Genomic DNA, 23264 nt, shown 5'->3' with positions numbered 1-23264 from the left:
CGGGGCCGAGGTCGACCTGGTCACCCACGACCTGGCCAAGTTCGCCCGCCTGATGCGGCGCCGCAACGGCTACGTCATCGAGCAGGTGCTGTCGCCGCTCGTCGTCCGCAGTACGCGGGAACACGAACAGCTCGTCGCGCTCGCCGACGGCTGCATCACCAAGTGGCATGCGCACCACTACCGCGGGTTCGACGGGCCGAGTGGCGAGCTGCTCGCGGACGACGTGGCGCGGTTGCACGGCGTACTCGACGAGGCGGTGGCAGTGAGCAAGTTGCCGGATCGCCCGTCGGTGGAGGCTGGGCTGCACGAGTTGGCGGTTTGGGTGGGGCTGGGGCGCTGAATTCCCTCTGTTCCTTCGTTGTAGACGGGCTTAGCCTATTTACTTAACTTCGTGAAGCATTGACAACGGGCTCAGCAAGGGAAATAGTTCCGTCCTGAAATCAATCAGAAAGCAGAGTGAATCAACAGTGGCGAACATCGAGATTCTGCAGCTCCGGGCGGCGGGGGTCAGCCTGGTGCTGGACTGTTCCGGTCCGGGACTGCCGTCCGTGCTGCACTGGGGCGCGGACCTGGGCGAGCTGACCGGGAACGCTCTGCTGGAACTGCGCCGCGGCGCCGGAGCCGTCCAGAGCGGCAGCGGGCTGAACGAGGACCGCCCGGTCGCGATCGTGCCGGAGTACTCGGCCGGCTGGTTCGGCCTGCCGGGGCTGAACGGGCACCGCGACGGCCAGGACTTCTCTGCGAGCTTCCGCCTGACGAACGTCGCGCAGACCGGCAACGTCGTCCAGGTCGAGGCGGCCGATGCCGGGCTCGAGCTGAAGCTCACGATCGAGCTCACCGACTCCGGCCTGGTGAAGACCAAGGCCGACCTGACCAACACCGGGACGTCGCCGTACACCGTCGACGGCCTGTTCCTCGCACTGCCGGTACCGACCGAGGCGACCGAGCTGCTCGACCTGACCGGCCGGCACATCGGCGAGCGGCACCCGCAGCGGCACGCGTTCACGCAGGGCGCGCACATCCGCGACAACCGCCGCGGCCGCACCGGCGCCGACGCCACGCTGCTGCTGCTGGCCGGCACCGAGAGCTTCGGCTTCCGCACCGGCGAGGTCTGGGGCGTGCACACCGCCTGGAGCGGCAACCACCGCTCGTACGCCGAGCGTGGCATGACCGGGTACGGCGTGATCGGCGGCGGGGAACTGCTCCTCCCCGGCGAGGGCCGCCTCCAGCCGCGAAGCACCTACAGCACCCCGTGGATCTACGGCTCGTACGGCGTCGGCCTCGACCAGGTGTCGCACCGGTTCCACGACTACCTGCGCGCCCGTCCGCAGCACCCGACGACCGAGCGTCCCGTCGTACTGAACACCTGGGAGGCCGTGTACTTCGACCTCGACCTGGCGAAGCTGAAGTCGCTCGCGGACGCGGCCGCCGAGGTCGGGGCCGAGCGGTTCGTGCTCGACGACGGCTGGTTCCGCGGCCGCCGCGACGACCACGCCGGGCTCGGCGACTGGTACGTCGACGAGGGCATCTGGCCGAACGGCCTGCACCCGCTGGTCGACCACGTCCGCGGTCTCGGGCTGCAGTTCGGGCTCTGGGTGGAGCCGGAGATGGTGAACCCGGACTCCGACCTGGCCCGCAAGCACCCCGACTGGATCCTTGCCACCGGCAACCGGATGCCGCCGACCGCACGCAACCAGCAGGGCCTGAACCTCGGTATCCCGGAGGCGTACGAATACATCCTCGAGCGGCTGGACAGCATCCTCGGCGAGTACGACATCGCGTACCTGAAGTGGGACCACAACCGCGACTTCGTCGACGGCGGCAACCAGCACACCGGTACGGCGGGCATCCACGAGCAGACCGCGGCCGTGTACCGGCTGATCGACGAGCTGAAGCGCCGGCACCCGGGCCTGGAGATCGAGTCCTGCTCGTCCGGTGGCGCGCGTGTCGACCTCGGCATCCTGGAGCGCACCGATCGGGTCTGGGGCAGCGACAGCAACGACGCGCTCGAGCGTCAGACGATCCAGCGGTACACGCAGTTGCTGCTGCCGCCGGAGCTGATCGGCTGCCACGTCGGCCCGCCGCGGGCGCACACCACCGGCCGGACCCAGACGCTGTCGTTCCGCGCGATCACCGCGCTGTTCGGGCACTTCGGGATCGAGTGGGACATCGCCTCGGCGTCGGTCGCCGAGCGTGAAGAGCTGAAGGGCTGGGTCGCCCTGCACAAGGAGCTGCGGCCGTTGCTGCACACCGGGCGCGTGGTCCGCGCGGACCGCGGTCCCGAGGACGTGCTCGTGCACGGCGTCGTGGCACAGGACGGTTCCCGCGGCGTGTTCGGCGTCGTCCAGGTCGCGCAGTCGGTGACCTCGGCGGTCGGCCGGGTGCGGCTGCCCGGACTCGACCCGCAGACGACGTACCGCGCCGGCTTGGTCGCGACACCCGGGGCCGAGTCGCGGTCCGCGGGGTGGTCGGCCGACGGTGGAAGCGTGGAGCTGAACGGCGCCGCCCTCGCCTCGGTCGGTGTGCTGATGCCCGCGCAATGGCCCGAGAGCGCGATCTTGCTGGACGTGACGGCGATCGGGTAAGCCCGCCCGATCGCGACCAACAGAAGGAGATCCCCCGTGACCACTACCAACGCACCACCTAGATCAGCGCCGAGTCACGGGGGACAGGCCGCGCCGCCGGGGAAGAGGCGCAGCCTGGGAGACCTCAAGGTCGCGATGATCTTCCTCGCCCCGGCCACGGTCGGTTTCGTGGTCTTCTACATCTGGCCGACGCTCCGCGGCGCGTACCTGAGCTTCACCCAGTACAGCCTCCTTACACCGCCCAAGTTCAACGGGCTGGCCAACTACGAGCGGATGATCCACGACAGCTTCTTCTGGAACGCGCTCGTCGTCACGGTCGAGTACGTCGTGATCAACATCGGCCTGCAGACCGTGCTGGCGGTCGGGATCGCGATGCTGATGTACCGGCTGACCAAGTCGATCACGGTCCGGGCGATCATCCTGGCGCCGTACCTGGTGGCGAACGTGGTCGTGGCGCTGGTCTGGTACTGGATGCTCGACGTGCAGGTCGGTGTCGTGAACACGTTCCTCGGCTGGTTCGGGGTCGACCCGGTGGCGTTCTTCGGCGACTCGCACTGGGCGATCCCGACCGTTGCCGGCATCAACGTCTGGCGGCACATGGGGTACACGGCGCTGCTGGTGTTCGCCGGACTCCAGACGATTCCGTCGTACGTCTACGAGGCCGCGGAGGTGGACGGATCCACCGAGTGGAAGACGTTCTGGCGGATCACGCTGCCGCTGCTGCGGCCCGTTCTGGTGATGGTCCTGGTGGTCACCATGATCGGGTCGTTCCAGATCTTCGACACGGTCGCGGTGACGACTCAGGGTGGTCCGATCAACGCGACGCGGGTCATCTACTACTACATCTACGAGCGCGCGTTCACCCGGTTCGACTTCGGGTACGCGTCCGCGATGGCGTTGGTGCTGTTCGCGATCCTTGCCGTGGTGTCGCTGGTGCAGTTGCGGCTGCTGCGGGCGAAGGAGAGTGATCTCGCATGAGGCGACTCGGTGTCGGCAGGACCGTTGCCTGGGTCATGCTGTTCATCCTGCTGATCGTGACGCTCTTCCCGTTCTACTGGATGCTGCGGACGGCGTTCTCCGACAACACGCAGCTGCCGGGGCACCCGCATTCGTTGCTGCCCGTGGAGACCACGCTCGGTGCGTTCAAGCGGGTCCTCGGGCTGGCGTCGATCGAGGAGGCGCAGGCACAGGGTGGTTCCGGCGCGGCGGTGAACTTCTGGCTGTACCTGCGGAACTCGTTGGTCGTGGCAACGGTCACGACGGTGTGCCAGGTGTTCTTCAGCGCGATGGCGGCGTACGCGTTCGCCCGGCTGCGCTGGCCCGGGCGGGACAAGGTGTTCGCGTTGTTCCTGGCCGCGCTGATGGTGCCGCCGATCTTCACCACGCTGCCGAACTTCGTCCTGATCAAGAACCTCGGGCTGCTGAACAGCTTCGCCGGCATCATCCTTCCGGGGGCGTTCATGACGCCGTTCGCGATCTTCTTCCTCCGGCAGTTCTTCCTCGGTATCAACCGGGAACTGGAAGAGGCGGCGATGATCGACGGCGCCGGGCACCGGCGGATCTTCTTCGGGCTGATCATCCCGATGAGCGGTGCGCCGATCGCGACGCTGGCGATCCTGACCTACATCAACTCCTGGAACGACTACTTCTGGCCGCTGCTCGTCGGGCAGCAGGAGAACGTCCGGGTGCTGACGGTCGCGCTGGGCGTGTTCCGTTCGCAGACGCCGCAGGGCGGTCCGGACTGGGCCGGGCTGATGGCGGCGACGCTGATCGCGGCGCTGCCGATGATCATCCTGTTCCTGGCGTTCGCCAAGCGGATCACGAACTCCATCGGCTTCTCGGGGATCAAATGAACCTATCCCGAAGGACCCTGCTGAAGGCAGGACTCGCGTCGCTCGCCGTCCCGGCCGTTGCCGCCTGCAACAACGGGGCCACCGCGCGCGGCGACGGCGAGATCATCTACTGGTTGTGGGACTCCGCGCAGCTGCCGATGTACACCGAGTGCGCGAAGGTCTTCCACCAACAGAACCCGCAGTACTCCGTGACGATCGAGCAGTACGGCTGGAACGACTACTGGTCGAAGCTGGTCACCGGGTTCATCTCGGACACCGCGCCGGACGTGTTCACCGGGCACTCGTCGAAGTACCCGCTGTTCGCGGCCAAGGGGCAGGTGCTGCCGATCGACGAGTTCGTGTCCCGGGACAAGGTGGACCTGGACATCTACCAGAAGGGCCTGGCGGATCGGTGGATCGGTGCCGACGGCAAGCGGTACGGGTTGCCGAAGGACTGGGACACCGAGGTGTACTTCTACAACAGCGCGCTGACCGAGGCCGCCGGGATCAGTACCGAGCAGCTCAACTCGATGACGTGGAACCCGCAGGACGGCGGCACGTTCGAGCAGATCGTCCGGCGACTCACCGTCGACTCCAAGGGCCGCCGCGGTGACCAGCCCGGGTTCGACAAGGGCAACGTGAAGGTCTACGGACTCGGGTACGCCGACGCCGGCGGTGGTGACGGGCAGACCAGCTGGAGCTGGTACGCCGCGACCAACGGCTGGAAGTACTCCGAAGGCGAACCGTGGGGGACCAAGTTCTTCTACGGCGACCCGAAGTTCACCGACACGATCGGGTGGTGGCGCGGGCTGATCACCAAGGGCCTGATGCCGACGTACGCGCAGGCGAAGTCCGGGGTCGACGTGACGACCTCGTTCGGCGCGGGGAAGTACGCGATCACGCCGAACGGGTCCTGGATGCTCGGCACGTACGGCACGCTGAAGCAGGTGAAGACGAAGCTGGCGCGGCTGCCGATCGGGCCGGTCGGCAAGCGGATGTCGATGATGAACGGGCTCGCCGACACCATCTGGGCGGGGACGACCCGGCGCGAGGCGTCGTGGGCGTGGGTGAAGTTCCTCGGATCGCAGACCGCGCAGGACATCGTCGCCAAGGCAGGCGTGGTGTTCCCGGCGGTCGCGGCGAGCATGCCGGCCGCGAAGGCGGCGTTCGCGAAGACCGGGTGGGACGTCACGCCGTTCCTGGAGCCGGTCGAGGCCGGGGATGTCTTCCCGTACCCGGCGAACCCGAACGCCGCGGACGTGACCGCGGTGATGACGCCGGCGATGGACGCGGTGATGTCGTTCGAGGCGGCGCCGTCGTCGCTGGCGAAGGCGAACAAGGACGTCAACCAGATCCTGTCGGTCAACAGCTAAGGGTTGACCCTGGGTGCGACTACGCCCGGGGGAGTACGCCGTACTGCGTCGAGCGGTGCAGTGTGCTCCTCCGGGGGTAGCGGAGGTGTCGCCGCTGAGGCGACGCGGATCGGGGGGCCGGAACGACAACCTTGGTGGCATCGGAGAACCTTCGACCATCAGGGAGAGTCATGAACGAGGAGAGGCCGGGCGGACCGATCCGCATCGGCGACCGTGAACGCGAGGACGCCGTCCGGCGCCTCGGCGAACATTACGAAGCCGGCCGGCTGACCGCGGAGGAGCACTCCGATCGCGTCGAGCAGGCCCTCAAAGCCAAAACCGAGGCAGATCTCGGAGAGCTGTTCGCGGACCTGCCTGGTCAGCAGCAGCCGACCGCCGGTGACGGTGAGAACTGGGCCGGTCCGTGGGGTTGGAGCAAGCCGCCGTGGACCGCACCTCAGAACTCTGCTGCTGAATCCGCTCCTGGTCCTGGTGGGCGGCCGCCGTGGGCTTCGCGAGGGTTCATCAGCCGGGTGCCGTTGCCGTTGCTGATCGCGCTGGGTGTGCTCGGCGTACTCGCGTCCATCGGTTGCGTGTTCGGCGGTGGGCACCCGCCGATCCTGCCGATCGCGTTGATCGTGGCCGCGGTGTTCGTGATCCGGAAGCGGCGGATGGAGCGCCGGGCATGAGGAACGTGTACCGGATCGTCGGCCTGACGATCGCGATCGCGGTCGTGCTGCAGATCGCGTCGATCGCGCTGTCCGGCTTCACGATCGCGAAGGACGCCAACGACGGCGCGTCGATCGGTGCCGACTACAGCAACTTCGGCGAGGCGTACCACAGCATCGCCGGTTCGGTGATCGGCCTGCTCGCGCTGGTGTTCCTGATCGTGTCGTTCCTGACCGACGTACCGCGCGGCCGGGTGCTGGCCGGGATCGTCGTCGGCCTCGTGGTCGTGCAGTTCGTGCTCGCGGTGGTGTCGTTCGGCATACCGGCGCTGGGAGTGCTGCACGGGATCAACGGCCTGGTGATCGCGGGGATCGCGAGCGCCGGCGCCCGGCGGGCCGCCGTACCGAAGGAATCCGTGACCAGTGCCTGAGGTCCGGAAACGTCGGTGGGGTCGACTGGTCGCCCTCGGGGTGGTCCTCGCGGTACTCGTACCGCTGGGCTACCTCTGGGCGACCAGCCTGGTCCCGGGGGAGTACAACCCGGCCGAGATGGGGTACGCCGACTACGGCGGCGGGCCGAGCTCGATGGATCACATGCACCACGGTGGGATGAGCGTCGCCGACCTGACCGGCCCGAAGACCGGTACGCCGGACGTGAACGTGACGCTGGTTGCGCGCAAGCAGACGTACAAGCTCGCGTCCGGCGAGACCGTCGACGGGTACACCGTGAACGGCACGTCGCCCGGCCCGCTGATCCGGGCGAAGGTCGGCGACCTGGTGCAGGTCACGTTCATGAACGAGTCCGTGAAGGACGGTGCCACGCTGCACTGGCACGGGATCGACGTACCGAACGCCGAGGACGGCGTCGCCGGGGTCACGCAGGACGCGGTACCGGTGGGCGGGAAGCATGTGTACCGCTTCAAGGCGGAGCAGGCCGGGACGTACTGGTACCACTCGCACCAGGTGTCGAGCGACGAGGTGAAGGGCGGGCTGTTCGGCCCGATCGTGATCGCCCCGGCCACCCAGGTTTCGCGCAGTGAGGTGCTCGCGACGATCCACACGTACGACGGCAAACGCACGATCAACGGGCGCACGGGGACGGCACGGGTGGATCTCCCGGCCGGTACGACGGCGCGCGTGCGGGTGATCAACACCGACAACACGGTCCTCCGAGTCGGGCTGCTCGGCACGCCGGACAAGGTCGTCGCGGTCGACGGAAACGACGTCCACGGACCCACTCCCACGACTGCCGCCTACGCACTACCCGCGGGCGGCCGGGTGGACCTCGAAGCCGTCGTCCCCGCGGGCGGTCTCCGGTTGGTGGCGGGTGCGTCGGCGCTGTCGCTCGGCATCGCCCCCGCAGGCACCGACCCGCCGAGCGGGAACCTGCCCGGCGACACCGTCGACCTGCTGAAGTACGGCACGCCCGCGCCGCTCGGCTTCGACCCTGCCACAGCGAACCGCAACTTCGACTACCGCATCGGCCGCACCGCCGGCTTCCTGGACGGCAAACCCGGCCTGTGGTGGACGATCAACGGCCACAAGTTCCCCGACGTCCCGATGTTCATGGTCGCCGAGGGTGACGTCGTCCGGATGAAGATCTCCAACACCAGCGGCCAGGCCCACCCCATGCACCTCCACGGCCACCACGCCGTCGTCCTCTCCCGCAACGGCGTAGCTGCCACCGGCGCCCCGTGGTGGACCGACACCCTCGAGGTGGGCAACAAGGAAACCTACGAAATAGCCTTCGTAGCCAACAACCCAGGCCTCTGGATGGACCACTGCCACAACCTCCCCCACGCCTCCCAAGGCCTGATGACCCACCTCATGTACGAAGGCATCACCACCCCGTACCGAGTGGGCGGAAACTCACACAACGAACCGGAGTGAAATCCCGCATGATGTCCGGGTGAGCGACGACGATCTGCACGGCCGGCAGTTGGTCCTGCTGTTGCTGTTCTTCGTCGCCACCGGCGCCGGTTTGTACTTCGTCGGCTGGCTGACCCGCCCCAGCTTCCTGTACGACAACCCGCTCGTCTGCGGCATGATCGCGGGCGGCGCCTGCTACCCCGCCCGCTGGCTGGTCGAGCGGTTCGCGTGGTGGAACCGCCTCGAGCAGCCGACCCGCCGTACCCTCGCCCGTCGCGAACGAGCCCGCTCCCGAGCCCTCGCCCGGGCCCGCGAGGCCGCCGCCCGCCGCCGCCTCCACCCCGACCCGCCAGGCACCGGCCGCCACAGCTCCACCGGCCCCGGCCGCCCGCGCTGGCTGGCCGGGCTCGGCGTACTGGGCCTGCTGCGCGTGGCCGTCGGCGGCACGCTGGTTCTCGGCGGGCTCAGCATCGCGCCGTTCGGCATCGCCGATGCTCGCCACGACCAGCGGATCGCCGAGCACACCCCGGTCGAGCAGGCGGTGGTGCTGTCGGTGAGCGTCGACAAGTGGTCGAAGAACCGCGACGTCACGATCGCCGTCGCCCACCCCCGCGACGGATCGAAGGTCGAGATCGACGGTGCCGATCAGCTCGATCCGTTGCCCCGCAAGGGCGATCGGATCGGCGTGATCGTCGACCCCGGCGATCCGTCGAATGTGCTCGCCGCGGACGCCGACTGGCATGTTGCCTGGTACATCTACCCGTTGTTCGTGGTGGCGGCGCTGTTCGCCGCCGGCTTGATGGCGTTCCTGTTCCTGTGAACCGCGAGGTGGGCGCAGGCGGCTTGCAGGGCGGCTGGTTGGGTGGTGTAGGTGCCGTGCCAGAGGGGGTTGTCCGGCTGGGGGTCGAGTTGGTCGTCGACGTCGGCGTACCACTCGTCCGTGGTGCGGAAGATGCGTGCGTGCAGCTGGTTGTCGTTCACCGTCACACTCCTGGAGTGAGGACCGTGTACCCAACTCCAGGATGTGACGGCGGTACGGCGGAATTCGCGAGCGACACGCGGTGCGCTCAGGTGACCAGGACGGTGATGCGCTGGGCGGTGTTGTTCGCGAAGCCGCCGCGGTTCCACTCGGCCTCGATGGGTTGTTCGCGGCCGCTGGCGTCGTACGAACGCACCGTCAGCACGTGTTCGCCCGGTGTCGCCTCCCAGTCGTACGCGAACGCCCGCCAGGCGAACTCGTCGTTGCCGGGGGCATCCAGTCTGGCGGGGTGCCAGTTCACGCCGGCGTCCGTGCTGACCTCGACGCGTTCGATCGGCGCCCACCCGGACCAGGCCCGGCCGAACAACGGAACGGAGCCTGCGGCAACGAATCGGTGGCGGCTCATGAAGTCCGGGAACCCGGGCGGCACCAGCAGCGCCCGCGGCGCGATCCGGGTCACCGGCAGTCCAGGCTCGTCCGCCGCGGTCCGGTACCGGTACGCGACCGCGTTCTGGAACCCGTCGAACGCGTGGTCGATCACCTCGATCGACCGCAGCCACTTCACGCTCGCCATCCCGTACCACCCCGGTACGACGAGCCGCAGCGGATACCCGTGCTGCGGCGGCAACGGCGTACCGTTCATCTCCCAGGCGACGATCGCGCCGGAGTCGAGCGCCTCCGCGACCGTCAGCGACCGCTGGTAGTCCTGCTCGACGCCGCGCTCCACCCCGTGGTCCGCGCCGGTGAAAACCACGTCCACCGCGCCCTCGCGCAGCCCGGCGGCCCGCAGCAGATCCGCCAGCAGGACGCCGGTCCATTCCGCGGTGCCGACCGCCTCCGACAACCACGGCTGGCTGATCGGTCGCGGCTGCAGCGTCGCGCGGCCGTTCCCGGCGCACTCGAGCGTGACCCGGATCGTCCGCCGGCCCATCGCGCGCAGCTCGGTCAGCCCGAACGACAACGGCTCCTCGACGCACCCGTCCAGGTCGAGCCGCCAGTCCCCGGCATCCGTCGCCGGGATGTCGTAGTGCACGAGGACGTAGTGCAGCCCGGGCGGCGTCACGTCGTACCGCAGACCCTCCAGCGGCATCGCGTGGTTCCGCGCCGCCAGTTGCAACTCGTCCGGCGTGATCCCCTCACCGGTGTCCGCCAACCGCCCCCGGACACTGAAATCGCTCACAGACATCTCAGTCTCCTCCCCTAGGACAAACCCTAGTGGTAGGGACCGGCTACAACCACCCGTTGTCGAGCGCGATCCGCGCGGCCTCGGCGCGGGTCCGGGCGCCGGTCTTCCCGATCGCCGAGGACAGATGGTTGCGGACGGTGCCTTCGGACAGGTGCAGTTCCTTCGCGATGTCGGCGACGGTCCCGCCGTCCCGGGCGGCCCGCAGTACGTCGGACTCGCGACCGGTCAACGGACTCGTCCCGGCCACCAGCGTCTCCGCCGCCAGCGACGGGTCGACCACGCGGAGCCCCTGGTGCACCCGCCGTACCGCGTCCGCCAGTTGCGTCGCGGGCGTGTCCTTCACGACGAACCCGGCCGCGCCCGCCTCCATCGCGCGCCGCAGGTACCCGGGCCGGCCGAACGTGGTCACCATCAGCACCCGCACCCCCGGTACGGCGGTCCGCAGCGCCGCGGCCGCCTCGATCCCGTCCAGGCCGGGCATCTCGACGTCGAGCAGCGCGACGTCGGGCCGCGAGGTCTTCGCGGCGTCGAGCACCTCGTCGCCGCGACCGACCTCGGCCACCACGTCCAGGTCGGGCTCCAGGTCGAGGAGGGCGGCGAGGGCGCCGCGGACCAGCGCCTGGTCGTCGGCGATCAGCAGTCGAATGCTCACCCGGACATCCTCACATTCCGACCTTGACGGCCAGCCGGAAGCCGCCGCCGGGCGCCTGACCAACCTGTACGGCGGCGTCTGCCTGGTCGGCGCGCTCCCGCAATCCGATCAGCCCGTGGCCGGACGCACCGCCGCCGGGCGTCGGGCCCTTGCCGTCGTCGAGGACCTCGATCTCGGCGGCGCCGAGCTTGATCGTGCACCGCTTCGCGCCCGAGTGCCGGACGACGTTCGTGACGCCCTCGCGGACCACCCAGGCGAACAGCTCCCGGTTGCCCTCCGGTACCTCGTCGACCGTCGTCGGCAGGTCCGCCTTCACCCCGGCGGCCTGCAACGCCGCCTTCGCGGACACCAGTTCACCGGCCAGGCTGAGCTCGCGGTACCCGGCGACTGCCGCCCGTACGTCGGCCAGCGCCGCCCGGGCCAGACTCTCGACGTCCGCGACCTCGGTCGCCGCCCGGTCCGGGTTCGCCGCGATCAGCTTGCCGGCCAGCTCGGCCTTCACCGTGATCACGGTCAGCGAGTGGCCGAGGATGTCGTGCAGGTCCCGGGCGAACCGGTTCCGTTCCTCCTGGACGGCCAGCTCGGCCATGTCCCGGCGGGCGGCGTCCAGTTCGATACTGCGCTGGATCGCCCGCCGCATCCCGAACACCGCGAGCGCGCCGAGGAAGATCGCGAACCCGTAGCTGCCGTCGTCGCTCCAGCCCGGCACGATCCGCATCGAGATCTCCGCCCCGGCCAGCAAGGTCAGGACCAGCGCGACCCCGGCCGGGAGCTCCAGCAGCATCATCCCGCAGGCCGCGATGTACACCAGCCCGGTGAGCGCGGTCTGCCCAGCGGTCGGGATCATCAGCAGGCACAGAACGAGCATCACGGCCAGGTACCCGAAGCGCTGCCAGGGCAGCAGGTCCCCGTGCTTGACGGCCCAGCGGACCAGCCCGAAGAACCCGAGATAGCTGGCCGCGAACAGCAGCACCGTGAGGAACCCGACGATCCGGACGACGCCGTGCTGCTTGTCGGCGACGCTCTGCAGCGGCTGCGACAGGTAGAACAGCCAGATCGCGCCGGCCACCCAGCCCCAGCGGCCCGGGCCTCTGCCGACCCGGGTCGCCACCCCGTCGAGGATCGTCGGATTCGTCTTCACGGTCGTCACGGTAAACCTTCGGGACCCGCTCCGGCTCAGGCGCGGGCGGTGTCGGCCCGGAACCGGCGCAGGCCGATGAACCCGAGGACGACGGTCCAGCCGATCACCACGAGCAGCGCGTGGGTGTCCAGCCCGGTCTGGGCGAGGGCGCTCCGCGACGTCTGCCCGGTCCAGTACGCCGGCGTCAGCTCAGCGACGTACTTCATCGCCTTCGGCATCTGGTCGACCGGCAGCCAGAGCCCGCCGAACGCTGCGATCAGCATCGTGCTCAGACCGGTGATCGGCTGCACGCTGTCCGGCTTCGCGATGTAGCCGATCACCAGGCCGATCGCCGCGAACGGCAGGGCGCCGAGCCAGGACACCAGCGCGACCGTCACCCACTGCGTCACGCTCAGGTGCACGTGGCCCATCGTCATCCCGAACAGGAACACCACGAGCAGCGGCGGGATCGCCAGCAGCAGGCTCAGGATCACCTTGTTGACGACGTACGCCTGCGGCTTCAACGGCGTCAGCCGCAGCGTCCGGTTCCAGCCGCCGTCGCGCTCGGCCGCGATCACGCCGCCGCTGCTCATCGCCGCCGACATCGAGCCAAACATCGCCATACTCACCATCACGTACGCGATCGCGGAGATCCCGCCCTCGGTGGCTTCCTTCGGGATCGTCAGCCCGAAGATCAGGAACAGCACCACCGGCATCAGGATCGAGAAGATCATCACCCGGCGGTTCCGCAGGGTGCGGCGGATGTCGAAGATCAGATAGTCCCGGTTCATGTCAGCGTCTCCTGTGCCTTGTCCTGGTCGGTGATCGCGAGTACGGCGTCCTCGAGGTCCGCCGAGGTCACCTCGATGTCGTGCGCCTTCGTGTTGTCCAGCAGGTACCGCAGCGTGCCGTCGGAGTCCGCACACTGCAGCAGCACCACCTCGCCGCGCGTCTCCACATTCCGTACGCCGGGCAGCGCCGCGAGGGCGGCCAGGTCGGCACCGGGAACGGTCGCGCGGATCGTACGACCGGAAACGCTCGCCTTGATCTGCGCAGCGGTGCCGTCGGCAACGACCTTGCCGTTCCGCATCAGCACCACGCGATCGGCGTACGAGTCCGCCTCCTCCAGGTAATGGGTCGCGAACAGCACCGTCCGCCCACGGGCCGTCTCGGCGTGCATCGACGCCCAGAAGTCCCGCCGGGACTCGACATCCATCCCGGTCGTCGGCTCGTCCAGCACGATCAGATCCGGCTGCGGGATGATCGCCATCGCGAACCGCACCCGCTGCTTCTGCCCGCCGGACAGGCCCTTCATCGTCCGGCCCGTCAGGTCCGCGATCCCCGCCCGCTCGAGGGCCTCCTGCACCGGCATCGGGTCCTTGTGCAGGCCCGCCACCAGGTTCAGCAGCTCGCCCACCTTCGCGTCCTCGATGATGCCGCCACTCTGCAGCATCACCCCGACCTGCCCCTTCGCGATCGCGTCCGTCGGCGTACCCCCGTACACCTGCACGGTCCCCTGATCCGGCCGCACCAACCCGAGCAGCATCTCGATCGTCGTCGACTTCCCCGCCCCGTTGGGCCCCAGCAGCGCCACCACCTCACCGGCCCGGATATCCAGATCCACCCCGGCGACGGCCTGCACGTCCGCATACCTCTTGGTCACACCCCGCAGGCTGACCGCAGTCGTTGTCGTCATACCAAAAGCATCCCGAACCCACCTCCCACCCACCTGGACCACCCGTCACAACCCACCCATGACATAAGTCAGCCCACCCCCCGACCCCATTCCTCAGGGTCCCCCTCACCCCCACCCCCAAAGGCCAACGCTCCACGCCGGCTGCCTGTTGCCGCCTTCGGCGGGTGCGCGGGAGGTGGTGCGGTGTGCAGGTGATGGCGCAGGCAGGGGATATGCCGGCGGGCGTGCTGCTGTTGCGCTGGGCGGAAGGTGGTGCTGTGCGGAGGTTGTGGTGCCCGAGGTGGGGGTGGGTGCATCCGCGAAGGACGGCTGCCTGATGTCGGCTTGGTGGGTGCTCCTTTGGGTTGGGTGGGGTGGATGTGTGGTTGGGGGTGGCGGGGTGGGGATTGGGGGAGTACGGGTTGGGGGGAGAGGAGTGGGTTATGGGGACTTTGACGGTGTGGAAGTTTGGGAGTTGGGATGGGGCCAATCAGGCGATCGGGACGTTGGAGGGGTTGGCCAAGGATGGGGTGATTCGGGTGCATGATGCGGCTTCCGTGTCGTGGCAGCCGGAGGGGCGGCGGCCTCGGACTCGGCAACTGCGGGGGATGAGTGGAGCGGGGGCCGTGGGTGGGATGTTTTGGGGGTTGCTGTTCGGGACGATCTTTTTGGGGCCGGTGGCGGGGGTCGCTATCGGGGCGGCCACGGGGGCGTTGGCGGGGTCGTTGCGGGATGTGGGGATCGATGACGAGTTCATCAAGAGTGTGCGGGACGAGGTGACGCCGGGGACTTCGGCGTTGTTCCTGTTGTCCAGTGATGAGATGACGGAGAAGGTGCGGGAGACCTTCCGGGCGACCGGGCTTCGGGCGCGGCTCATTCGGTCGAATCTGTCGGATGAGCAGGAGGCGGCGATCCACGAATTGTTCGCGGACTAGGGAATTGAGGGTTGCGAAGGGCGGGGCATTGCGGTGGCGGCGCGGCTTCGCGGGGTGGGCCTGGCGGGCGGGTGGGGCCCGGCGGGGTGGGTGGCTGCTCAGGGCTTGGGGGCGGCGGCTTGGGCTCGTGGCGCGGGCGGCTTGGGGTCATGCCTCGGCGGGAGCCCAACCCGCGGTGGAGACGGTGGGCGTGGGGCGGGTGGTTAGGGCTTGGGGGCGTTGGCTAGTTGTTCGTGGTGGTGGATTACTTCGCTGATGATGAAGTTGAGGAACTTTTCGGCGAAGGCTGGGTCGAGTTTGGCGTTTTCGGCCAGTTCGCGGAGGCGGGCTATCTGGCGGGACTCGCGGGCCGGGTCGGCGGGTGGGAGGGCGTGGTCGGCCTTTAGGCGGCCTACTTGCTGGGTGCACTTGAAGCGTTCGGCGAGCATGTGGACTACCGCGGCGTCGATGTTGTCGATGCTGTCGCGGAGGCGGCCTAGCTCGGCTACTACGGCCGGGTCTACTGGCTGCTGGGTTGTGTCCTCGCTCGCGGTCATGGGGGTCAGCGTACGCGGCGGGTGGGTGGGGGATTTGGTGGAAGACGGTGGGTGGTTGGTGGGGTGACTGGGGGTGGGCAGGGGGAGGCGGTCCGCGAGTTGATTGCGGACTGGCGGGGGACCGGGGGCGGTCAGATGGTGGCGAAGGAGGGCGGGCCGGTGGCGGGGTCGGTGGCTGGGGCTTTGGTGCGATCTGTGGTGGGGGTGTGGGTGCCCCAGACGGCGAAGTGGGCGGCGGCTGTGAGGGTTGCTTCGTCGGCCTTCCAACGGCTGCGGCGTTGGGTGGGCGGGTCTGTGTAGCCCCACGGGTTGGGTGGTGGGGGTGGGGTGGTGTCGAGGTGATGCGGGCGTGCGGGTTCCGCACCCGGTGACACTGGTGCGGGCGGAGGTGTGCCGTGGGTCGTGGCTGCTGGATGTGTGGGGCCGGCGGGCTGGGGCCTGGTGGGTTGGGTCTGGGCGAGGTGGGGCTTGGTGGGTTGGGGTTGGGGCTGGGTGGGGTGGGACTCGGTTGGGTGAGTGGTGGTTGGCGTGGCCCAGGTGGGGCGGGCTACGTGGACTTTGCCGTTGGTGATGGTGAGGTGCCAGCGGCCGGCGTGGAGGTCTATGTGGTGGCGGCGGCACAGCAACGCCAGGTTGGTGAGGGTGGTGGGGCCTCCGTCGAGCCAGGAGGTCAGGTGGTGGGCGTCGCACATCACCGGTGGTGCCGCGCAGACGACACAGCCGCGGTCGCGGGCGTTGAGGGCGTGGCGGATGGGTCGGGTGACGAGGCGTTCGCGGCGGCCGACGTCCAAGGGTTCGGAGTTGGAGCCGAGGACGAGGGGGATGATGCCTGCGTCGCAGGCCAGACGGCGGACGGTGGCGGCGGACAGGTCGTCGCCGTAGACCATCCGACCGGTCCCCGCGCTCTGGCCGGTTCCGCCGGTTCCGCCGGGCTGACCGGTTCCGCCGGGCTGGCCGGTTCCGCCGGGCTGGCCGGTTCCGCCGGGCTGGCCGGTTCCGCCGGTTCGGTCGGGTCGGTCGGTTCCGCCGGGCTGGCTGGTTCCACCGGTTCGGTCGGTTCCGCCGGGTCGGTTGGTTCGGCTGGGCTGGTGGGTTTGGCCGGCGGCGTTCGCGGTTGTGTTCGCGGTGGTGTTCGCGGTGGTGGTGCGGAGGTCGTCGAGGTCGATGGTGATGGTGATGTTGGCTTTGGCGCCGTGGCCTGGGGTGGCGGTGTCCCAGGCGTTGGTGGCGACCGTCAGTGCGGTGGTGAGGGCGTCGGCTTGGCGTTTGTCGCGGGGGCGGGGGTCGTGTTCGCCGTCGGTGGTTTTGTGGGGGCGGGCGCCGGTGTGGATGACGGTGCGCAATCGTTCTGCGTTTTCGTTGGCGAGGTAGCCGCGGAACTTCACGCCGTTCTCGGCAGCCGTCAGGGTGAGGGACTCGCGCTGGTAGGCCTTTTGCTCTTCGGGTTCGGGGCCGTCGGAGTCGAGGAGGTTGCAGAGTTGTTTGGCGGCGGTGCGGAGCTCGTTCGGGGTGAGGTGGGCCGCTAGCCCGACGAGTTGGGTTTCGGCGATGTCGAGGTCTTCTACCGGGACGCGGGTACGGACGCGTTCCAGTTCGGTGACGATCGCCGATGCGTGGGCGGTTTGGAGGGTATCGAGGGCTGCTTGGACGGTCTTGTACTTGGGGAGGGTGCGGGCCAGGCGGACGTCACGCCAGGCTTCGGGGCGGTTGCGGTGGTGGCGGAAGGTGAGGAGCTCGACCGTGTCTCGGGCGCCCAACTCCTGGGGGAGGCCGGACTCTTCGATGCGGGCGATGACTTGGAGGCGGAGGGATTCCAGGCGGAGGATCTCGGTGTTGAGGGCGTCGAGGGCGGGCAGGAGGTCGTGGTTGCCTAGGGCAATCACCTGCCGACCCTCGAGGATGTCCATGGAGAGAAGCCTAGACAACGCCTCCGACAGTTTTCAAAGGAGGCCTTTTTTGTAAGGGGCTCTAGGCGTCTGGGTGTGACGAGACGAAGCTCTGGAAGGCGGTGTAGGGCGGGTTGAGTGGTGTGCCGTCGGCTTCGGTCAGGCCCCATTGGGTGCCGCCGTCCAGTTCGTAGATCATTGAGGACAGGAAGCCTTCGGTGGTGCGGGCTGCTTGGAATTCGGCGAGCTGGGTTTGGATGTACGACGCTCGGTGGGTCGTGCCCTGGTTGGGGTCGGAGTTCCACTCGCTCATCACGAACGGCTTGCCGAAGCGTGCTTTCACGTACACCGGCAGGTTGAACGACGGCCCGGCGCCGTCCGTGCCGATGTGGAAGATGTCGCCGTCGCCCTCGTAGTTGTGCCAGGTGGTCAGGTCCCAGCGGATCTGCGGGTAGCCGCCGGTGCCGTCGGGCTGCATGCCGTCCCAGAGGGCGTCCGCGGCGGCGACGTCGGAGTTGCAGAAGTTGATGCCGCACAGGGCGCTCGGCTGGGCCGTCTTCACGCCGTCGATGAGGCCTTTCATGAAGCCGCGCATGATCGGCCAGTTGGCGTTGTTGAAGTCGATCACCTTGGTGCCGGCGTCGGCTTTGTGGTCGGGCAGGATGATGTACGGGTCCCGGGTGAGCTCGTTGCCGCACTCGTACATCGTGACGCCGTGCGGTGCGCAGGCCTGAGCCACCTGCGTACCGATCGCGCGCGCCGCGTAGTACGCGTCCGATTCATTGCCGTAGGCAAGGTTTCCGGCGCCGTCGCGGAGGCCGGCGTCGATGACCGGGAAGGTCTTCTTGCCGACGCCGTTCAGGTAGCTCGCGATGTTCGCGGCCGCGGCGATCGTGTTCGAGCTGCCGCCGGTGTTGACCCGGAAGACGGTCGCGCCGAGGCCGGACATCCGGTCCGCGATGGTGGCCGGTGAGAGCGCCGTGTCGTAGTGGCCGTTGACGCCGTACATCAGGCCGGGTGGGGCGTAGAGGGACAGGCGTGGGTCGTTGCACGGGCGCCAAACGTCGTTGAGTACGACGTACCACTGGCCGCCGGTGCCGCTGTGGTAGACCATGCCGCCGTACCAGAGTACGACCGTCACGTTGTAGGTGTTCCCAACGGTGCTGCCGTTGCGGTAGATGACGCCGCCGGACAGCGTCCAGACGTTGCCGCCGTTGTCGGTGAACGACGTGGCCGGCGGCAGTGAGGTGCCGTCCGGGGAGGCGTTGGGTGAGTCGCCGGCGAAGGCGGTCGCGGTGGTCAGGCCGGCGGCGAGGGCGATCGAGGTGGCGCCGGCGGCGCCGAGCAGGAGCCGGCGGGAGATCGGGGTGGGTTCGGGCATGCGGAAACTCCTCGGGGTGCGGACGAGGGTCAGTTGCGCAATCGTGTGCGCACCTAGGTTGCGCCGTCGGGAGGGCGCCGTCAAGAGCTCGGCCTACCCCGTTGACAAGGTTGTCTCGACGGCTCTACCGTCCCCGATCATCACCTGTTCACGCGTGAATCACGCTCGAACGACGGAGTCCTCGTGAAGATTCGTCCGCTCTCGGCAGGGCTCGCCCTAGTGGTGCTCTGCGCAATCGCTACCCCACCGACCGTGCAAGCGTTTTCGCTCAGCGACCCGGCGAGCGTGCAGGCGGCCGCCGCGGCTGCCCCGCCGATCGGCTGCACGCCCGCGGCGGCCAACCCGACCACCGACAACGTCGCCGACTACCGGCTGGACACGAACGTGGTCGCGCCCGGCCGCTGGTCGTACCAGTCGATCGACGGCAACGCCACCGGCCTGCTGAACAAGGGCGGCTCCGGCGCGTTCGCGGCCGACGAGTGGGCCGCCGACGTGAAGAAGCCCGAGCATGCCTGGTTCGTGAAGGCCGACGGCTCGATCGGTACCGACTACCGCTCGATCGCGGAGACGTACACGGTCGCCGGCAACGCCGACGGCAAGACCGTGCACGTCCGCGGCTCGTTCACCTCGCCGGGCGGCCGGTTCCGGGTGCTGCTCGCCCACGACGGCGACCCGGCCAAGGTCAGCGGCCCGTTCACCGAGTTGTATACGTACACAGGAACCGCGACCACGTTCGATCTGAACCTGGTCGCCGCGAAGGGTGACGACATCCTGTTCGTCAGCGATGGGGTCGCCACCTGGTGGGTGCCCGGCAAGCTGAAGGCCTCGATCACCACCGAACTGGCACCGGAGACGGCTCAGGTCACCGCGACGCCAGGCCCCGGTTCGGTCACCAAGGGCACCAACGTCCAGCTGGCGAGCGCCACCCCGGACGCGTGCATCACCTACACCACCGACGGCAGCGACCCGAGTACGTCGACCACCGCGCAGCCGTACACCGGCCCGATCGCGATCACCGCGGACATCGACGTCAAGGCGATCGCCGGCGCGACGGGTGATGCGCCGAGCGTCGTCGCCGACCTGCCATTCGTCCTGAGCGAGCCGTTCCGCGCGTTCGCGGGCGAGAACCAGGGCAGCCAGACCGGTCTCGTCGCCGGCATGCAATGGGACCGGATGGACTTCAGCTGGGGCTCGATCGAGCCGGCGAAGGGCCAGGTCAACCAGGCCGCGATCGCGGAGTACGTGCGTCAGTTCAAGCTCGCGAAGTCGCACGGCATCACGATCCTGCCGGTGCTCTCGTACACGGCCGACTGGGCCGCGAACCGCACCGGGTACTCGTACGACTTCCACGGCAAGACCTACGAGTACGGCGCCGTGACGTCGGAGAACAACGGCCAGTTCACGCGGCACCTGACCATCACGCAAGGCGGCAAGGTGCTGTCGTCCAAGGACGTGCAGACCAACATCGGCCGTACGCCGCCGCAGAACCCGGACGACTGGAAGCACTACGTCAAGCTCGCGGTCGACACCCTGAAGCCGCTCGGCATCACGTACTACCAGATCTGGAACGAGGCGTACCCCGGCTCCGGGTTCTGGGAGGGCGGCATGGACCAGTACATGACCGACGTCCACCTGCCGGCCGTCCAGGTGCTGCACGACAACGGCGTCAAGGCCGTGTACGGCGGCTGGATCTGCGGCGCCCCGCTGAGCGAGTACATCGCGCTGCTGGACAAGTACCACGCGTGGCAGGGCATCGACGTCTTCGACATGCACTACATGCCGATCGGCACCATGCAGACGATCTACGCGGCGGCGCAGAAGCGCGGCGTCAAGGACCCGTCCGTCTGGCAGACCGAGCTCGGCTTCACCACCGAGGACAAGTTCGTCGCGGACGTCTACCCGCGAGCGTTCCACTGGGCGCTGAGCAAGGGCGGCAACAACCTCGACCGGTTCAAGCTGATGTACTTCGCCGAGTGGGCGCCGGACGACCCGAACGCGTTCGGCTACAACCGGACGCTGCGAACCGGCAGCAATCTCAGCCCGAAGGGCAAGACGCTGACGACACTGGCGAGCCTGCTCCGCGGTACGAAGGCCGAGACGTACGACAACTTCTCCACCACCCCGGAGCTGAAGCCGGAGCTGAACGAGATGCTGTCCACCGCGAACGGCTTCCGCCTGGACGACAAGCACGTCGTGCTCGCGATCGACCTGAAGCGGCAGAACCAGGCCGACATCTTCGAGGACCCGAACACCGGTGACACGATCCACCTGAACTTCGGCGAGCCGACGATGACCGTCACGTTCCGGAACGTGGGCAACGTGAAGTCGCTGGACCGCGTCGACCTCTACGGCAACCGTACGCCGCTGCAGTGGAAGACGATCGGCCAGAACCAGGTCCAGGTCGAGGTCCCGATCATCGACCCGGACGCGACGGTGAAGGCGCTCAACCAGACCGAGAACGAGGACGTGTTCTACCTGTCCCTGCAGCAGAACTGACCGCCGGTGGGCCGCCCTCCCGCCCAGGAGGGCGGCCGCTCAGAAGGCGAGCGCCTGCAACCAGTCCTCTTCGAGCAACGCGTGCCCACCCGGCCGGATGTGGTACCCGATCCCACCCGGCCCGAACGCCGGTCGCGCGGCCTCCATCGCCAGCCGCTCGCCGTCCGGGTCGGCCCAGGCGTCGTCCTCCGCGCTCAGCACCAGTACCCGGCGCGGCGCGATGCTCGCCAGCAGTTGGTGCTGGTCCACGGGCAGCTCGTCCTCTTTCCCGGCGTACTGCGCGAACGACGGGACGAACCAGTGCGGGAACCTCCGGGTGATCGCCTCGATGTCCTCGCCGCCCGGATGCCGGAAGAGCGCGGCGCCGCAGCAGCCGGAGTCGTTCGAGACGGTCAGTCCGAAACGCTCGTCCTGTACGCCGGCCCACAGTGCGGCCTTGCCCAGCCGGGAATGGCCGAGCGCGACCGCCCGCCTCGGGTCGATCCTGTCGACGGTCGCCGCGATGTCGAGCAGCCGGGACAGCCCCCACGCCCAAGCTGCGACTGCGCCCCAGGTGTCCCCGGGGAACAGCCCGCGGACGCCGGGCGCCGGCGGGTTCGGGTCGTCCGGCTCGATCTGCTGGTAGTGCGCGGTGAGTACGGCGTACCCGGCCTCGGCGATCTTCCGGTACGGGAAACCGGTCAAGGTCTCCTCGTTGCCGTCGAAGTTCAGGATCACCACGACCGGCGCGGCGGTCGCGCCGGAGGGGAGGTGCAGGAGGGTGTCGAACTCGAGGTCGCCGAGCGGGCACGCGACGGTGGCGCGGTACCGGAGCCGGTCCGCGGCGCCGTCGAGTACGCCGTCCTCGCCGGCCTGCAGCATCACCTCGGTGAGCTTGCCGCCGTCGGGCGTCCGGCCGTAGATCGTGCGGGTGAACTCCTCGACGACCTCAGGCCCGAGGGGTGGTAGGTCCGGCATCGCTGCTCCAGTCCGTGTGCGCAAGTATTTTCGCGACCGATTCTCCCCGGTCAGGGGCCGATTATGCGCAACTGTTTACACTCAGGCTTCGAGACGAGTCGACGGGAGGAACGATGCCGAAGCGGGCCAGCATGAGCGACGTCGCGCGGGTCGCGGGCGTCTCGCTGACCACGGCGTCGCGGGCGCTGAACGGGGTCGGCCGGGTGTCCGCGGAGACCCGCGCGCGGGTGATCGAGACCGCGGAGCGGCTGCAGTTCCAGCCGGACATGCTCGCCCGGTCGTTCGTCACCGGCAAGAGCTTCATCGTCGGCGTCCTCGCCGAGTCCGCGCTGGGCCGGTTCAGCATGCCGCTGATCATGGGCGCCACCAACTACCTCGGCCGGGAGAACATCGCCACCGTCACGCTCGACGCGCAGGGTACGCCCCGGGTCCTGAACGACTACCTGAAGCGGCTCCGGTCGCGCCGGATCGACGGTCTGCTGGTGGTGGGCGACGACCCGAACCGGGCCAGCCTGGTGCTGTCCGAGGACTTCGCCGTACCGGTGGTGTTCGCGTCCTCGTCCGCGACGCCGGAGACCGACTACGTGGTCGCGCCGGACAACCGCGGCGCCGGGCGGGCGGCCGCGGAGTACCTGATCGGGCTCGGCCGCCGGAACATCGCGCACGTCACCGCGGCCGTGCACGAGCCGGCCGTGGACGCGCGGGTCGAGGGGTTCACCGAGGCGATGCGGTCGGCCGGGATGCCGATCGCGATGGGCGGCCCGCTGTACGGCAGCTACCTGCAGCGCTGGGGCAAGGACGCGGGGGAGCGGATCCTCGACAGCATGGCCGGCGGGCAGCCGGTGGACGCGATCTTCGCGGCGAACGACGAGATCGCGATCGGTCTGTTCGCGACCTTCCACCGGCACGGCGTCCGGGTCCCCGACGACATCGCGATCATCGGGTACGACAACCGGCTGGCCGGCGTGATGCGCCCGGACCACCCGCTCAGCACCTTCGACCCGGACCTGAGCGTGGTCGGCGAACGCGCCGCCGAACGCCTCCTGCAGGCCATCGGCGGCACCACCACGCCGGGCATCCACTACGTCCAGCCCACGCTCGTCGAGGGCCGCTCGACCGTTGGCCCGACCCTCGAACCGTACGACATCCTCTGAG

Annotated in this window: 22 protein-coding genes; 12 read left to right on the top strand and 10 right to left on the bottom strand. The window is 68.9% G+C overall.

Annotated elements, in window-relative coordinates; all coding sequences use genetic code 11:
• Nucleotides 1-16 precede the first annotated feature (16 nt).
• From ACXJJ3_RS13565 to ACXJJ3_RS13525, 9 genes are all read left to right on the top strand, one after another.
• Nucleotides 17-340, top strand: coding sequence for a DNA polymerase beta superfamily protein (locus tag ACXJJ3_RS13565; protein WP_458171886.1), 324 nt, complete (start codon nt 17-19; stop codon nt 338-340).
• A gap of 127 nt (nt 341-467) precedes the next feature.
• A complete protein-coding gene (locus tag ACXJJ3_RS13560; RefSeq protein ID WP_458170370.1) occupies nt 468-2585 on the top strand; it encodes an alpha-galactosidase in 2118 nt (705 codons plus the stop codon).
• 36 nt (nt 2586-2621) lie between these two features.
• The gene (locus ACXJJ3_RS13555; RefSeq protein ID WP_458170369.1) at nt 2622-3563 is read left to right on the top strand and encodes a carbohydrate ABC transporter permease; all 942 of its coding nucleotides are present in this window, start codon (nt 2622-2624) and stop codon (nt 3561-3563) included.
• Entirely contained in the window at nt 3560-4438 is an 879-nt protein-coding gene (locus ACXJJ3_RS13550) for a carbohydrate ABC transporter permease (protein ID WP_458170368.1), read from the top strand. Before ACXJJ3_RS13555 ends, ACXJJ3_RS13550 begins: the two co-directional genes overlap by 4 nt.
• The gene (locus ACXJJ3_RS13545) at nt 4435-5790 is read left to right on the top strand and encodes an ABC transporter substrate-binding protein (RefSeq protein WP_458170367.1); all 1356 of its coding nucleotides are present in this window, start codon (nt 4435-4437) and stop codon (nt 5788-5790) included. The genes ACXJJ3_RS13550 and ACXJJ3_RS13545 overlap by 4 nt, the downstream gene beginning before the upstream one ends.
• Before the next feature lie 170 nt (nt 5791-5960).
• Nucleotides 5961-6458, top strand: a complete 498-nt coding sequence (locus ACXJJ3_RS13540) for a DUF1707 SHOCT-like domain-containing protein (RefSeq protein WP_458170366.1) — start codon at nt 5961-5963, stop codon at nt 6456-6458.
• A complete protein-coding gene (locus ACXJJ3_RS13535) occupies nt 6455-6868 on the top strand; it encodes a hypothetical protein (RefSeq protein WP_458170365.1) in 414 nt (137 codons plus the stop codon). The genes ACXJJ3_RS13540 and ACXJJ3_RS13535 overlap by 4 nt, the downstream gene beginning before the upstream one ends.
• The gene (locus ACXJJ3_RS13530; RefSeq protein WP_458170364.1) at nt 6861-8327 is read left to right on the top strand and encodes a multicopper oxidase family protein; all 1467 of its coding nucleotides are present in this window, start codon (nt 6861-6863) and stop codon (nt 8325-8327) included. The genes ACXJJ3_RS13535 and ACXJJ3_RS13530 overlap by 8 nt, the downstream gene beginning before the upstream one ends.
• A gap of 19 nt (nt 8328-8346) precedes the next feature.
• The gene (locus ACXJJ3_RS13525; RefSeq protein WP_458170363.1) at nt 8347-9126 is read left to right on the top strand and encodes a hypothetical protein; all 780 of its coding nucleotides are present in this window, start codon (nt 8347-8349) and stop codon (nt 9124-9126) included.
• On the opposite strand, the gene ACXJJ3_RS13520 is transcribed toward ACXJJ3_RS13525, so the two are convergent.
• The 6 genes from ACXJJ3_RS13520 to ACXJJ3_RS13495 all read right to left on the bottom strand — a co-directional run bounded on the left by ACXJJ3_RS13520 (nt 9063) and on the right by ACXJJ3_RS13495 (nt 13939).
• Complete coding sequence (locus tag ACXJJ3_RS13520) at nt 9063-9287, bottom strand: hypothetical protein (RefSeq protein ID WP_458170362.1); 225 nt, start codon at nt 9285-9287, stop codon at nt 9063-9065. The genes ACXJJ3_RS13525 and ACXJJ3_RS13520 overlap by 64 nt on opposite strands.
• A gap of 86 nt (nt 9288-9373) precedes the next feature.
• The gene (locus tag ACXJJ3_RS13515) at nt 9374-10471 is read right to left on the bottom strand and encodes a sulfite oxidase (RefSeq protein WP_458170361.1); all 1098 of its coding nucleotides are present in this window, start codon (nt 10469-10471) and stop codon (nt 9374-9376) included.
• Between the two features lie 43 nt (nt 10472-10514).
• Nucleotides 10515-11123, bottom strand: coding sequence for a response regulator (locus ACXJJ3_RS13510; protein WP_458170360.1), 609 nt, complete (start codon nt 11121-11123; stop codon nt 10515-10517).
• A 10-nt stretch (nt 11124-11133) separates the two neighbouring features.
• Complete coding sequence (locus ACXJJ3_RS13505) at nt 11134-12264, bottom strand: sensor histidine kinase (RefSeq protein WP_458170359.1); 1131 nt, start codon at nt 12262-12264, stop codon at nt 11134-11136.
• Between the two features lie 35 nt (nt 12265-12299).
• Entirely contained in the window at nt 12300-13034 is a 735-nt protein-coding gene (locus ACXJJ3_RS13500; RefSeq protein ID WP_344198519.1) for an ABC transporter permease, read from the bottom strand.
• Nucleotides 13031-13939, bottom strand: coding sequence for an ABC transporter ATP-binding protein (locus ACXJJ3_RS13495; RefSeq protein ID WP_458170358.1), 909 nt, complete (start codon nt 13937-13939; stop codon nt 13031-13033). Before ACXJJ3_RS13495 ends, ACXJJ3_RS13500 begins: the two co-directional genes overlap by 4 nt.
• 422 nt (nt 13940-14361) lie before the next feature.
• On the opposite strand from ACXJJ3_RS13495, the gene ACXJJ3_RS13490 reads away from it, so the two are divergent.
• Nucleotides 14362-14853 (top strand): DUF1269 domain-containing protein, encoded by a 492-nt coding sequence (locus tag ACXJJ3_RS13490; protein ID WP_458170357.1) that lies wholly within the window; start codon nt 14362-14364, stop codon nt 14851-14853.
• 203 nt (nt 14854-15056) lie between these two features.
• Here ACXJJ3_RS13490 and ACXJJ3_RS13485 read toward each other — a convergent pair whose 3' ends face one another.
• From ACXJJ3_RS13485 to ACXJJ3_RS13475, 3 genes are all read right to left on the bottom strand, one after another.
• Nucleotides 15057-15389, bottom strand: coding sequence for a chorismate mutase (locus tag ACXJJ3_RS13485; RefSeq protein ID WP_458170356.1), 333 nt, complete (start codon nt 15387-15389; stop codon nt 15057-15059).
• Between the two features lie 131 nt (nt 15390-15520).
• A complete protein-coding gene (locus tag ACXJJ3_RS13480) occupies nt 15521-17296 on the bottom strand; it encodes a DUF222 domain-containing protein (RefSeq protein WP_458170355.1) in 1776 nt (591 codons plus the stop codon).
• A 61-nt stretch (nt 17297-17357) separates the two neighbouring features.
• Nucleotides 17358-18656: a hypothetical protein gene (locus ACXJJ3_RS13475; RefSeq protein ID WP_458170354.1), complete on the bottom strand. Its 1299-nt coding sequence runs from the start codon at nt 18654-18656 to the stop codon at nt 17358-17360.
• 252 nt (nt 18657-18908) lie between these two features.
• Here ACXJJ3_RS13475 and ACXJJ3_RS13470 point away from each other — a divergent pair, with 252 nt between their 5' ends.
• On the top strand, nt 18909-21152 hold the full coding sequence (locus ACXJJ3_RS13470) for a chitobiase/beta-hexosaminidase C-terminal domain-containing protein (protein ID WP_458170353.1): 2244 nt from the start codon (nt 18909-18911) through the stop codon (nt 21150-21152).
• A gap of 39 nt (nt 21153-21191) precedes the next feature.
• Here ACXJJ3_RS13470 and ACXJJ3_RS13465 read toward each other — a convergent pair whose 3' ends face one another.
• Nucleotides 21192-22109: a glucuronyl esterase domain-containing protein gene (locus ACXJJ3_RS13465; RefSeq protein ID WP_458170352.1), complete on the bottom strand. Its 918-nt coding sequence runs from the start codon at nt 22107-22109 to the stop codon at nt 21192-21194.
• A gap of 113 nt (nt 22110-22222) precedes the next feature.
• Between ACXJJ3_RS13465 and ACXJJ3_RS13460 the strand changes: the two genes are divergently transcribed.
• The gene (locus ACXJJ3_RS13460; RefSeq protein WP_458170351.1) at nt 22223-23263 is read left to right on the top strand and encodes a LacI family DNA-binding transcriptional regulator; all 1041 of its coding nucleotides are present in this window, start codon (nt 22223-22225) and stop codon (nt 23261-23263) included.
• Nucleotide 23264 lies beyond the last annotated feature (1 nt).

The sequence above is a fragment of the Kribbella sp. WER1 genome (assembly GCF_054189145.1).
Note: the sequence above shows the minus strand (reverse complement) of the source record. Positions and strands in the feature narration are given on the sequence as shown.